Source organism: Streptomyces sp. NBC_01235, assembly GCF_035989285.1.
GTDB lineage: Bacteria > Actinomycetota > Actinomycetes > Streptomycetales > Streptomycetaceae > Streptomyces.
The window spans coordinates 1,306,860-1,319,459 of the sequence record NZ_CP108513.1 but is presented as its reverse complement, the minus strand read 5'-3'; the positions used below and the strand labels follow the sequence as shown (position 1 = coordinate 1,319,459).

Below are 12,600 nucleotides of genomic sequence, written 5' to 3'. Positions count from 1 at the left end.
AGTGCGGCCGCGCCCAGGAAGCCGCGACGGCCGCGGTCTGCCGGGTTGTTGTTCGGCGTGCTGCACCGGCCGCCGCGGGGAGCGGGCCACGCGAGTGAGCAGCCCCAGGGCGACAGCGCCGACCGGCAGGTTGATGAAGAAGATCCACCGCCAGTCCACGGCGCTGAGCGCACCGCCGAGCAGAGGTCCCGCGGCCGAGCCGACAGAGCCGCCCAGCGCCCAGAACCCGAGGGCACGGGCGCGATGGGCGGAGTCCGGGTACGCCTCGCGGATCAGAGCGAGGGTGGCGGGCATCATGACCGCCGCGCCCGCGCCCTGCACCAGGCGGGCCGCGACCAGGACGGGCAGCGTGGGCGCCAGACCGCAGGCCGCCGAGGCGATCAGGAACAACCCCATGCCCACGCCGAACGCCTGCCGGGCGCCTGTCCGGTCCGAGACGGCCCCGGCGGACAGCAGCAGCGCGGCGAGCACCAGGGTGTAGCCGTCGACGACCCACTGCAGCCCGGTCATACCGCCGCCGAGGTCGGCGCCGATGGTGGGCAGGGCCACGCTGACGATCAGCGCGTCCAGGGTGATGACGAAGAAGCCGAGCAGTGCGGCACCGAGCGCGAAGGCCGGGCCGGTGGTCCTGCCCCGGCCGGCCGGAGTGGTGGCGGTGCTGCCCGGAGCGGGCGCCTGCGTGCTGGTCATCGAGACTCTCCTGGTCTCCCCGGGATCCTCCGTGCGACGGCCGGGACACCGGAGACGGACGTGATCCTTCGAGCTCTCAGCGTGGGATCGGACTCTCGGGTGTTCCAGGCCGGGTTGTGCAGGGGTGTGGGATGCGGGGTAGTGACAGGGCCCCTCAGATGAGATGCGGGGGCGTCGGACGCCTGCCTATCGTCGAAGCATGTCCCCCCTGACGATCACTCTCAGCAACGGTGTGGAGATACCCGCTCTCGGGCTCGGCGTTTTCCAGACACCGCCCGATGTCACGACCGCCTCGGTCGAGGAGGCCCTGCGCGTCGGCTACCGCCACATCGACACGGCCGCCGCCTACGGCAACGAGCGGGAGGTCGGCGACGGCATCCGCCGCTCCGGCCTTGCCCGCGACGAGGTGTTCATCGAGACGAAGCTGTGGATCAGCGACTACGGCTACGACAGCGCGCTGCACGCCTTCGACAAGAGCGCGGGCAAGCTCGGCGTCGACCAGCTCGACCTGCTGCTGCTCCACCAGCCCCTGCCCTCCGCCTTCGAGCGCACCCTCGACGCCTACCGGGCGCTGGAGAAGCTGCTTGCCGACGGCCGGGTACGGGCCATCGGCGTGAGCAACTTCATGCCCGAGCACCTGGAGCGACTGCTGGCCGAGACGTCCGCCGTGCCCGTGGTCAACCAGATCGAGGTCCATCCCTACTTCCAGCAGACCGCGCTGCAGCGCCTGCACGTCCAGCACGGCATCCTGACCCAGGCGTGGTCGCCCATCGGCGGCATCACCTCCTACCGCGGCGGCGAGAAGCGGACCTTCGACGACCCGGTCCTGCTGGAGATCGCCGGGCAGCACGGCAAGTCGGCCGCGCAGGTGATGCTGCGCTGGCATCTGCAGGAGGGCCGCTCCGCGATCCCGAAGTCGATCAAGCCCGCCCGCATCGCCGAGAACTTCGACGTCTTCGAGTTCGAGCTGACCACCGAGCAGCTCGCCGCGATCGACGCGCTCGACACCGGCGTACGCGGCGGACCGGAGCCGGCCGACATCACGCTTGAGGCCTACGGCATCGAGATCCCCGAGGCGTGAAGTCGCTGTGCCGGCGGTGTGGTTCGCCAACGTCTCCCCTCAGCGCACCGACGTACCGCTGACCCCTGTCCTCACGTCACGGAAGAGTCTCCGCCATGACCCGCTCCACCCCTCTGACCGTCCTGGTCGTCGGTGCTACCGGCAGCGTCGGCACCCTCGTCGTCGCCGAAGCCCTCGGGCAGGGCCACCAGGTGAAAGCCCTCGTCCGCGATCCCGGGCGCGTCCGGACCGTGCTGCCTGAGGCCGCTCGGCTCGTCGCCGGGGACCTCACCGATGCCGACACCCTCAAGGAGGCCGTCGAAGGCATCGACGCCGTGGTCTTCTCCCACGGCTCCCACGGCGGGCCCGGCCAGGCGGAACGCATCGACTACGGGGCCGTCCGCAACACCCTGGCGGCACTGGGCGACCAGCCGGCTCGGATCTCGCTGATGACCGCGATCGGCGTCACGGGCCGCCCCAGGAACACCGACGGCACGGTCCGCGACGACATGATCACCGACGCCCACGCGTGGAAGCGCCGCGCGGAACGCCTGGTCCGGGCCAGTGGGCGCCCGTACACGATCGTCCGCCCCGGCTGGTTCGACTACAACGCTCCCGGCCAGCTCGCCCTGACGATGCTGCAGGGCGACACCCGGCACGCCGGTAGCCCCAGCGACGGCGTCATCGCCCGTCGGCAGATCGCCCAAGTCCTCGTCTCCGCGCTCACCTCGCCCGAGGCCGGCCACAAGACCCTCGAACTCGTCGCCGAGCACGGGCCTGCCCCCTCCGACCTCGACCTGCTGTTCGCCGGCCTCACCGCCGATGTGCCCGGCTCCCTCGACGCCGCCCTGGACAGCGCCAACATGCCGCTCGACGCCGAACCCGCACCTGTACGGCAGGACCTCGAAGCGGTTCGGCACGCCTGACCGACGGCGCCGTCTGCCTCGCCGCCGCCCCTCGCTCTCGACTCACGGCACACCGATCGCCTGAAGGAACCCCCATGACGGAGAACATCACCGGCAAAGTCGTCGTCATCACCGGTGCCAGCAGGGACTCGGCGCGGCGACCGCCCGGCACTTGACCGCGCGGGGCGCCAAGGTCGTGCTCGGCGCCCGCCGACTGGAACGGCTGGAGGAACTCGCCGACGAACTCGGCCTCGACCGCAAGGCGGTCGTGCGGCCCGACGTGAGCGACCGCGAGCAGGTGAAGGCGCTGGTCCAGCGGGCCGTCGACCTGCACGGCCGCATCGACGTCATGCTCAACAACGCCGGTCTCATGCCGCTGTCCCCACTGGAGATGGAGCGGTTCGACGAGTGGGAACAGGCCATCGACGTCAACATCAAGGGCGTTCTGCGGGGCATCGCGGCAGCCCTGCCGCACTTCAAGGAGCAGCGGTCCGGCCACTTCATCAACGTCTCCTCGGTGGCCGGACATGTCATCAGTCCGGGCGGAGCGATCTACTCGGCGACCAAGTACTCCGTGCGCGTCATCTCCGAGGCATTGCGCCAGGAGGTCAAGCCGTACGACATCCGCACCACGGTCATCTCTCCCGGCGCGGTGGACACCGAACTGCCCGCCTCGGTCAAGGCCGAAGGCGTCGCGGACGCGGTCGCGGGCCTCTACCAGGACTACGCCATCCCCGCGGACAGCTTCGCCCGCTGCGTGGAGTTCGCCATGAGCCAGCCCCAGGAAGTCGACGTCAACGAGATCCTGTTCCGTCCGACCCGTCAACAGCGGTGACCGGCGGGGCGCCGACTGCCGGACCGGTCACCCGTTCCTCGGGGTGTCCCGCCGAAGGAGCGCAGACCACGAGAGCCGAAGGCCCTGTGCCCGGTCACGAGGCAGGCAGTCCGATGCGCCGCAGCCAGGCGTCGACGGCGGCAGCGGCGTCCCGGACTTCCTCGCCGCGTACTGCGAGGCCCTCGGCGATCGTCGCGCCGGCGCAGGAGGCGGCGTAGTCGCGTGCGATGGTGCCCAGGCCGCTCATGGCGTGGGTGGTGAACGGGACGACGGTTCTGCCGCGGAAGTCGAGGGCTTCGGTGAACGTCGTCATGATCATTGGAGCGCGGACGTTCCAGATGGGGCTGCCGAGCAGGATCGTGTGGTGACGGTCGATGGAGACCAGTGGGTTGGCGACGGCCGGACGTGCCTCGCTGTCCTGCTCGCGGACGTTGCGCCGGACAGTCGCGTCGTAGCCGGCCGGGTAGGGGTCCGCGGCCTGGATGCGGTGGACGTCGCAGTCGATCCGGTCGGCGATCATGCGGGCCAGGACCTCGGTGTTGCCGACCTCGATGTTCCGGCGTCCGCCGTTGTAGTAGTTCTCGCCCGGCCGGGAGAAGTAGGCCAGCAGGACGGTGCGGGCACCCGGGGCGGGTGTGCCGGACCGCTCGGCGGACGCGGATTCGTCCGGACGGGGTGAGGCAGGAGAGGCGGAACAAGCGCCGATCGCGGCACCGGCCGCCATGACCGTTCCTCCTGTGAGCAGGCCGCGGAGCACTGTGCGGCGAGGGGTATGACTCATCGCTGGTGCTCGCTCTGGGTAGTCATGGAAAGCCTCTGTCGAAAGCTGATGAAGGATGGGCGGTCGGCTTGCTTGCTCGGCGCGCCGGAGAACGGGGGTCGGTGTGAGGAGATGCGCCATGAGCGGCAGAGCCCCACACCGACCGAGCACGTGTGCGTTCTGACTCAGCCGTCCACGCGTCGCGCGCTGAGCCACTGGACCATCGCCGGGTCGCGGTGGTCGAAGAACAGCGAGCCGTCGGTGTCCAGGGTGGCGATGGCCGACATCTGTTCGTCGGTGAGCTCGAAGCCGAAGACGTCGAGGTTCTCCGCCATGCGCTCGGGCCGGACCGACTTGGGGATCGCGACGACGCCCCGCTGGACCAGCCAGCGCAGCACCACCTGGGCCACGGACTTGCCGTGCTTCTCGCCGATCTCGCTCAGCAGCGGGTTGGTGAACAGGTCGTTCTTGCCCTCGGCGAACCCGCCCCAGGACTGGATCTGGACCCCGTGCTCGCGCATCAGGTCCTGGTAGTCGGCGCGCTGGAAGAACGGGTGGGTCTCGATCTGGTTGACCGCCGGGGTGATCTCGTTGTTGATGATCAGGTCGAGGAGCCGGTCCGGGTAGAAGTTGGCGACGCCGATCGCCTTGGCCCGGCCCTCTCGGTGCAGCGCCTCCATGGCACGCCACTGGCCGTACACATCGCCGTAGGGCTGGTGCATCAGGTACACGTCGACGTGGTCCAGGCCGAGCTTGGCCAGCGACGTCTCGAAAGCCCGCTTGGTGTTTTCCTCGGCGGGTGCGTCCTGGACGTACAGCTTGGTGGTGACGAACAGGTCTTCGCGCGGGATGCCGCTGTTCTTGATGGCGCGGCCGACGGCCTCCTCGTTCTCGTAGGAGGCGGCCGTGTCGAGTAGCCGGTAGCCGGCCGCGAGGGCCTCGGTGACGGCCTGTTCGGTCTGCTCCGCCGGGATCTGGAAGACGCCGAAGCCAAGGATCGGCATGTCGACACCGTTGTTCAGGGTGACGCTCTGCATGAGGGTTGCCTTTCAAGCGGGATGCGAGTGTGGAGCACGGGCCGGATGCCGGCCGACGCTCGAACACGGGCGGGAGGTCTATACACGACCGGTGCGAAGCCCGCCAGAATTCACCTTCGCGCTCTTTCGCCACCGGTGGCAGGCCGAGCCGTGCCAGGGGGTGGCGAGCGGGGGAGTGACAGGGCCCCTCACATCCCTGCCACGCAGGTCGGAGCGGTGTGACACTGAAGGGCATGGCATCTGAGCAGAGCAGCGACGGCGGCGCCGAGCTGGGCCGGTTTCTGCGTGCCCGTCGCACACAGACCGCACCCGAACACGTCGGCCTCACGGCCGGCGCCGGCCTTCGCCGCACCCCCGGCCTGCGCCGCGAGGAGCTGGCCACGCTCGCCGGGATCAGCATCGACTACTACGTACGCCTGGAACGCGGCAAGGAGACCCGGCCCAGTCCCTCCGTCGTCGACGCCCTCGCCCGCGCTCTGCACCTGGACGACGCCGAACACCAGCACCTGCGCGAACTGGCCGTCCGCGCCGCGCGGTACGCCCCCGAGCCGCCGCCCGCCCCGAACCGGACCGTGCGCCCGCACCTGAAATTGCTGCTCGATGCGATGCGTCCGAACCCGGCGTACATCGTCAGCCGCAGCATGGACCTGCTCGCCTCCAACCCCGGCGGCCTCGCCCTGTACGCGGGCCTGGACGACTGGCCCGCCACCCAGCGCAACCTCGCCCGCTACTTCTTCCTGCACCCCGCGGCCCGCGAGCTGTTCCCCGACTGGGACATCCAGATACGTGCCTGCATCGCCCGGCTGCGCGCCCTGGCCGGCACCGCCCCCGACGCCCCCGACCTGACCACCCTCGTCGGGGAACTCGTACTCAAGAGCCCTGACTTCGCCAGGCTGTGGGACCGCTACGACGTCACAGGCCGAAAGGCCACCCACAAGACGTTCCGCCACCCACAGGTCGGCGAAGTCACCCTGGCCGCCCAGTCCATGGAGCTGGACGGCACACCGGGCCGGCGCCTCGTCGCCTACGCCGCCGAACCCGGCACCCCCGATCACGACGCCCTCCTCCTGCTGGACATGACCGCTCCCGACCCCGGACCCGGCAGGCGGCCGGCCATGAACGACGTGCCGTAGCCGCGCGCATTGCCCTGATCCGGCAGCGGGACCCCGCAGGCCACGCAGGGACGCACACCCACTGATACATGACCCCAAAAAGACGGGCAAAATGGTCGCATGGAGCGCGCAGCGGAGAAGGCGAAGGGCCACCCGACGGGTGCCACGAGCGACCTCGGCACCTATCTGCGCGCCCGCCGTGCGCAGGTCACCCCCGAGCAGGCCGGGCTGACCGCAGCCCCCGGCCCGCGCCGCACGCCGGGCCTGCGCCGCGAGGAGCTGGCCACGCTCGCCGGGATCAGCATCGACTACTACGTACGCCTGGAACGCGGCAAGGAGACCCACCCCGGTCCCACGGTCGTCGACGCCCTCGCCCGCGCCCTGCTCCTCGACGCGTCCGAGCACCGGCACCTGCGCGAGCTCGCTTCCCGTGCCGCCTACGCCCCCGAAGCGCCGCCCGCACCCGGCCACACCGTGAGACCACAGCTGACGGTGCTCCTCGAGTCCGTGCGCCCGAACGCGGCCTACGTCGTCAGCCGCACCCTGGACCTGCTCGCCTTCAACCCCGGCGCGCTCCGGCTCTTCGCCGGCCTGGCCGACTGGCCGCCGCCGCGACGGAACTTCGCCCGCTACGCCTTCCTCCACCCCCTCGCCCGCGACCTACTCGACGACTGGGACGAGCAGGCCCGCGCCTGCGTCGGCCGGCTGCGCGCCCTGGCCGGCACCGAACCGGGCGCCCCGGACCTGGCCGACCTGGTCGGCGAACTCCTGGCGAAGAGCCCGGACTTCGCCGACCTGTGGAACCGCTTCGACGTCAAACCGCACGCCCCGGACCCCAAGACCTTCCACCACCCCGACGTCGGCGATCTCCACCTCGGCTACGAGTCGATGCCGCTGGAGCACAGCCAGAAGCAGCGGTTCGTCGTGTTCTTCGCCGAGCCGGGTACCTCCGACCACGACAAGCTGACCCTTCTCGACGCGGAACGCGGCGAGCCGGGGCTCGACATCGAGGAGACACGGCTGTCCCGGCGCCGGGCGGCCGACTGAGCAGCAAGGGCCGGGCTTACTGGAAGAACTCCCGTTTGCTCAGTGGGTCATGGCGTCGCGCACGAGTGCGGTGTCGACGAACTGTTCGAAGCGGACGATGAGTCCGCCGCGTACGACGAAGTGGTGCGCGACGCGGACGTCGAGCGACTTGGCGGTGGACTTGTTGACGGCGGTGTAGCGGGCCAGGACGACGACGTTCTCGCCGTCGACGACGTAGGTGTCGTCGTGGGCGGTCCAGTCGTCCCAGTCCTGGCCGGGCTTCTCCATCACGTTGGACGTGACCCCGTCAGGGGTGCGGTAGGGGCCGGCGAGGGGGAAGCCGGCCATCTCCGTCCGCTCCACGTCGGGGGCAAGAGTGGCGCGGAGGGCTTCGAGGTCACCGGCGGCGGAGGCCAGGTACTGGCGGCGTACGACATCCGCGGGCGCCGTGGATTCGGCGAACTCGGCCATGGCCAGCCCCACTTCATCTCACCCTTGGCGACCTTCGCACCGATCTGGGCGGCGATCAGCATCCCGTTGTCGGGATAGCGGTTGACCAGTGCCTCGGTCAGCGCGGCGCCGTCGGCCGCCTTGCCGAGTTCCTCCTCGAAGGCGAGCAGGTAGTCGCGGGTGGCGGTGATGGCGGAGGCGTCGGCGGCGGTGTCGGGCAGGCGGTGGCCAGGGACGACCAACTCCGGTTTCAGGGCGGCCATTTCGTCCAGCAGGTCGACCCAGGACGCGCGGTCGCCCGGGGTGGGGGGGCGACCCAGACGTGCTCCTGCTGGAAGAGCAGGACGCCGCCGAGGAGGGCGCGGTGCTCGGCCTGCCAGAGGTAGTGGCGGTCGGGCAGGCCGGCCGGGCCGCCCTTGAGCTCGAAGCGGTGGCCTTCGAAGGTGAGGTCGCCGGTCAGCGGGGTGAGCTCGACCAGGCGAGTGGGCAGGTTCGGGCCGAGGGCCTCCCACGCCTTGAGCTTGCCCTCGTAGGAGTGCCGGATGTGCTCGATGACGATCGGGGTGGCGACGAACGTCGCGTCGGGGAAGGCGTCGGCGATCACTTCGGCGCCGAAGTAGAAGTCCGGGTCGGCGTGGCCGACGAACACGGTGCGCACCGTGACCCGGTTCGGCTCCCGCGCCGGGCAGTTCCTCGACGACTGGTACGGGGAGGAGGAGCGCGCCGGCGTTCACGCCCGGCCGGGCGTCATGCTGGATTCGGTTCGCAGGACGCGCTGGGTGTCTCGGGTTGGGCCAGCATGGCTCCAACGACAGCCGTCGTGTGCTGTCAGGCGCCACTCTGTAGCACGCTGGCGTGCTGGTGAGGTCGGCGGCTTTCGTGCCCGCCACGCTGCGGGGGCGGTTGAATACCGGTATGGCACGGCAAGTGGTGGGATACGGCGAAGACGAGCTGCGGGCCCTGGCCGGGGCTCGGTCCTTCGAGCGGGGGCTGGGGTATCTGGACGCGGTGAGCGGTCTGGAGGTGGGGGACGCCTCGGTCACCGCGAGGGTGCACGGCACCGGCGTCTACGAGGTGGAACTCACCCTCGGCGAGGGCACCGGGATCTCGGGCTGGTGCGACTGTCCGTACGGGCAGGAGGGCAACTTCTGCAAGCACTGTGTGGCGGTGGGGCTGACCGTGCTGCGGCAGGCGGAGGCGATCCCGCGGCAGCGGGCCGCCGCCCGGACGCGGGCCTCAGGTCTGGAGGCGTGGCTCACGGCGTTGTCCCGGGACGAGCTCCTCGGGCTGGTGCGGGAACAGGTCGCCGGCGACCGGGAGTTGCGTCGGCGGCTGGAGCTGCGGGCCGCGGCCGCGCGCTCCGACCTGGGCGCGGTTCGGGAACGGGTCCTGGCGCTGCTCGATCCGCGGCCCTTCGCCCGGTACGGGTACGTCGAGTACGCGGACGCCCCTGGGTACGCGCGGCAGGTGGCGGAGGCGGCGGACGCGCTGCGCGCCCTTACCGCCGGTGGGCAGGCGGCGCGCGCGGTCGGCCTGGCCGAGGAGGCGATCCGGGCGCTCGGCGAGGCGTACGAGGAGATTGATGACTCGGACGGCGTGGTCGGGCAGGCCGTGGCCGCGGTGGCCGAGGCTCACCTGGAGGCTTGCGGAGTCGAGCGCCCCGACCCGGAGCGGCTGGCCGAGTGGTTGGTCGGCCACGTGCTCGGTGACCGGAACGATGCGACGGACCTCGATCCGCTCGACTACGCCGACGTGTTGGGGCAGGTCGGGCTGGCCCGCCTGCGGCAGCTGGCGGCCGAGGCGCGGCGGCGCAGCCCGCGTGGCTGGGCGGAGAGGTATCTGATGGAGCGCCTGGTCAAGGCGGAGGGTGACGTGGACGCGCTGGTCGCCCTGTACGTGAAGGATCTGGTGCCGTCCGGTGCCACGCATCTGCGCATCGCCGAGGAGCTCGGTGCAGCCGGCCGGCCCGAGGACGCGCTCGCGTGGGCGGAACGCGGACTCCGGGACACCGCCAACGAGGCACACGTCGACAGCCGCCTGGTCGACTACGTGTGCGCCAGCTACACGCGGACAGGCCGGAAGGCCGAGGCCGTAGCAGTCCGCCGAGATCGCTTCCTGGCCGAGCGGTCCCTCGCCGCCTATCGGCAACTGCGCGCTGCTGCCCGGGCCGCGGGCAGCTGGGAGACCGAGCGGGCGGCGGCGCTGGCCGCTCTGCGCGAGGACACTCGTCAGGAGCGCGGCGGCTGGCACCGCGGGCCCGTACTGATCGACGCGCTCCTCGACGACGGCGACCTGGACACCGCTTGGCGGGAGGCGGCTGACCGTGCCGACGACCGGCAGTGGCAGCAGCTCGCCGGCCTCTCGCGCGAGACGCGCACGGCCGACGCGCTTGCGGTGTACCTGCGGCTCGTAGAGCCGCTGAAGGGACCCACCGGGGACCGCGTCTACGAGCAGATGGCGAGGCTGTTGCTCGAAGTCCGCGCTTGCCACCGGTCGCTGGGTACAGAGGACGAGTTCACCACGTATCTCGCCGGTCTGCGGGCGGAGTTGAAACGCAGGCGCAAACTGATCACCATCCTTGACCGGCATGGTCTATGAACCCTGTCTGCAGAGGGAGAGTGCCGTTTCCGTCTTGGGGAGTTCGTATAGCCGCAATTTGTGATGGATGGAGGTGGTTCTCCTTCGACTGTCTTGGGTGTGTAGGAGAACTCGGTGGCAATAGCGGCGTTGGGCAGGTTGAGCTCAGCATCGAGAATCGAGTTCTGCCTGATCCCCGGCTTCGCCGCCATGGCCCGCTCCCTTGCATGGTGCACGTCGTGGCGCCTGGCCGGTGCTCGTGACCTGATCTCATGCCACGAGGGTCTTGGGGTGTTCGACGAAGTGGCCCCGCTCGAAGCATGCCCCGGCCCTCATCAGGGCCACGCGATGAGGTGCGTTGACGGCGCGCCGGCGGGCCTGGATGGTCGATTCCGAGGGGTCAGTGATCGTAGGCGATCAGTGAGCGGTGGATCGGCTGTCCGGCCTGGTCGTTGTGCCATAGGGCGGCGGTGAGTGCGAGGATGCGCTGCAGAACGCGGACGGTCACGCCTGCGGGAGTACGGCCGTCGTGCTGTTCCAGGTCGAGCTGGCCCTTGAGGGTGTTGTTGACCGACTCGATCAGCTGACGCAGCGGCTTGAGCAGGTGTGCTCCGGCCCGTGGGGCCTCGCCTTTGCGGGCCGGACGCAGCAGCCGCACGCCGTGCTCTGCCAGCTCCCGCTCGAACTTGCGGCCGTAGTAGTTCTTGTCGGCGAGCAGGGTCTGGCCCGGCCGGGCGTGCAGCAGTTTCGGTTCGGCGGCAAGGACGTCGAGGAGGATTTCACGCTCGACGGCCTTGGCCCCGGTCAGCGCGAAGGCCACGGGCAGGCCGTGCGGGGTGCAGATCAGGTGCAGTCGCAGGCCCCAGAAGAAGCGGCTGTGGCTGGCGCAGTAGCCGTACTCGGCCCAGCCGGCCAGGTCGGAGCGCTTGACGGTCTCCTTGGAGCGGCCGCATTCCACCGGAGTGGAGTCCACGATCCACACGTCGTCGCTCCACAGCGCGGTGTCGGTGGCCAGTACCCGGATGGTGCGGCGGATCAGCGAAGACGCTGCCCGCAGGCGCTTGTTGTAGCCCGGCTGCTGAGGCAGGCAAGGGAACAGATGGCGCAGGTGGGTGCGGGTGTGGCGGAGCCAGCGGGCCTCGCTGGTGAAGCCGAGCAGGGCCTGCATCACCGCCAGGGTGACCAGTTCGGCGTCGCTCAGCTTGGGCGCTATGCCCACCCTCGGCCGCCATGGAGCCAGGTGCGGAGCAGCTTTCAGCAGATCGTCGGTTCTCACGTAGAGTGCCGTCGCGAGGGTGTCCAGGTTGTTCGTAAAACAACGATCTTGGACACCCTCGTCCACGTCTCTACAGGCACCCCTTGGAATCGATCATCTAGGCGGACTCGACGAGCTTGACCAGACTGCGCCCGCGCGTGATCTGATCGACGATGTGCCTGGAGACGACGGCCTGCCGGGTGCCTTGGGGACCGGTGGGGAACGCCGGTCAGCCCCTGTACGGGCGGTCACTGACACCGGCGATCATCCAGCTGGCGTGAGCTGGCCTGGCAGTTGTCCTAGCGGAGTTTGGTGGATACGAACCGTGACAATCCGGACCGTAAGGTCCGGCTGAGCTTCCTCGCCTGGCGAGCCGCCCGGTTGCGTGGGCGGCCGATTTTCCTTTGTCACACCTTCTGTAATCTGAAAATTAACCTTTCGTGTGCGAGCGATAGGTGGTGCGAATGCATGTGCCGTGCTACGCTGGGCGGTAGTTGCAGTTGTGGTTCCCGAAACTTCAAGTGCCTCGGCGGCTATATGTCGCCGGGCATTTTTGTATCTCCGGTGCTTATCCGGACGGGGTTCATTGTGGCAACACAAGGTTCCACACGGTGTGGAACCTGGGCACTGCCCCGAAGGAGAATGACATGGCTACTGGCACCGTCAAGTGGTTCAACGCAGAAAAGGGCTTCGGCTTCATCGAGCAGGACGGCGGCGGCCCCGACGTCTTCGCCCACTACTCGAACATCGCCGCCCAGGGCTTCCGTGAGCTCCAGGAAGGCCAGAAGGTGAACTTCGACGTCACGCAGGGCCAGAAGGGTCCGCAGGCGGAGAACATCACTCCCGCCTGATGCCGAAGCGCATGAACTGACTGGGGCCCGCACCTTGTGGCG

Annotated in this window: 12 protein-coding genes and 2 pseudogenes; 8 read left to right on the top strand and 6 right to left on the bottom strand. The window is 69.8% G+C overall.

Translation table 11 applies throughout. The annotated features are described in order from the left end of the window. Positions 1-63: 63 nt before the first annotated feature. Positions 64-558: pseudogene (locus OG289_RS06045) on the bottom strand (MFS transporter); the annotation flags it as partial. On the opposite strand from OG289_RS06045, the gene OG289_RS06040 reads away from it, so the two are divergent. The 4 genes from OG289_RS06040 (at position 533) to OG289_RS06025 (ending at position 3,490) form a co-directional block, all read left to right on the top strand. After that, positions 533-754 (top strand): hypothetical protein, encoded by a 222-nt coding sequence (locus OG289_RS06040; protein WP_327321043.1) that lies wholly within the window; start codon positions 533-535, stop codon positions 752-754. The pseudogene OG289_RS06045 and the gene OG289_RS06040 overlap by 26 nt on opposite strands. A gap of 135 nt (positions 755-889) precedes the next feature. After that, positions 890-1,771 (top strand): aldo/keto reductase, encoded by an 882-nt coding sequence (locus OG289_RS06035; protein ID WP_327312962.1) that lies wholly within the window; start codon positions 890-892, stop codon positions 1,769-1,771. A gap of 95 nt (positions 1,772-1,866) precedes the next feature. Next, the gene (locus OG289_RS06030) at positions 1,867-2,676 is read left to right on the top strand and encodes an SDR family oxidoreductase (protein WP_327312961.1); all 810 of its coding nucleotides are present in this window, start codon (positions 1,867-1,869) and stop codon (positions 2,674-2,676) included. A gap of 151 nt (positions 2,677-2,827) precedes the next feature. After that, positions 2,828-3,490, top strand: coding sequence for an SDR family oxidoreductase (locus tag OG289_RS06025; RefSeq protein ID WP_442818873.1), 663 nt, complete (start codon positions 2,828-2,830; stop codon positions 3,488-3,490). A gap of 94 nt (positions 3,491-3,584) precedes the next feature. Here OG289_RS06025 and OG289_RS06020 read toward each other — a convergent pair whose 3' ends face one another. Further along, the gene (locus tag OG289_RS06020) at positions 3,585-4,214 is read right to left on the bottom strand and encodes a flavodoxin (protein WP_327312960.1); all 630 of its coding nucleotides are present in this window, start codon (positions 4,212-4,214) and stop codon (positions 3,585-3,587) included. A gap of 221 nt (positions 4,215-4,435) precedes the next feature. Next, a complete protein-coding gene (locus OG289_RS06015) occupies positions 4,436-5,287 on the bottom strand; it encodes an aldo/keto reductase (RefSeq protein ID WP_327312959.1) in 852 nt (283 codons plus the stop codon). A 233-nt stretch (positions 5,288-5,520) separates the two neighbouring features. Here OG289_RS06015 and OG289_RS06010 point away from each other — a divergent pair, with 233 nt between their 5' ends. Together OG289_RS06010 and OG289_RS06005 are read left to right on the top strand one after the other, a co-directional pair. Further along, a complete protein-coding gene (locus OG289_RS06010; RefSeq protein WP_327312958.1) occupies positions 5,521-6,420 on the top strand; it encodes a helix-turn-helix transcriptional regulator in 900 nt (299 codons plus the stop codon). A gap of 99 nt (positions 6,421-6,519) precedes the next feature. After that, entirely contained in the window at positions 6,520-7,446 is a 927-nt protein-coding gene (locus OG289_RS06005; protein ID WP_327312957.1) for a helix-turn-helix transcriptional regulator, read from the top strand. Positions 7,447-7,485: 39 nt separating this feature from the next. On the opposite strand, the gene OG289_RS06000 is transcribed toward OG289_RS06005, so the two are convergent. After that, positions 7,486-7,896 carry a nuclear transport factor 2 family protein gene (locus OG289_RS06000; RefSeq protein ID WP_327312956.1) on the bottom strand — a complete coding sequence of 137 codons (411 nt, stop codon included), beginning with the start codon at positions 7,894-7,896 and terminating at the stop codon, positions 7,486-7,488. A gap of 5 nt (positions 7,897-7,901) precedes the next feature. Continuing rightward, positions 7,902-8,536 (bottom strand): annotated as a pseudogene (locus tag OG289_RS05995) (MBL fold metallo-hydrolase); the annotation flags it as partial. A gap of 254 nt (positions 8,537-8,790) precedes the next feature. On the opposite strand from OG289_RS05995, the gene OG289_RS05990 reads away from it, so the two are divergent. After that, on the top strand, positions 8,791-10,473 hold the full coding sequence (locus OG289_RS05990; protein ID WP_327312955.1) for an SWIM zinc finger family protein: 1,683 nt from the start codon (positions 8,791-8,793) through the stop codon (positions 10,471-10,473). Positions 10,474-10,852: 379 nt separating this feature from the next. Here OG289_RS05990 and OG289_RS05985 read toward each other — a convergent pair whose 3' ends face one another. Beyond that, on the bottom strand, positions 10,853-11,794 hold the full coding sequence (locus OG289_RS05985) for an IS982 family transposase (RefSeq protein WP_327312954.1): 942 nt from the start codon (positions 11,792-11,794) through the stop codon (positions 10,853-10,855). Between the two features lie 560 nt (positions 11,795-12,354). On the opposite strand from OG289_RS05985, the gene OG289_RS05980 reads away from it, so the two are divergent. Further along, a complete protein-coding gene (locus OG289_RS05980; RefSeq protein ID WP_062705208.1) occupies positions 12,355-12,558 on the top strand; it encodes a cold-shock protein in 204 nt (67 codons plus the stop codon). Positions 12,559-12,600 lie beyond the last annotated feature (42 nt).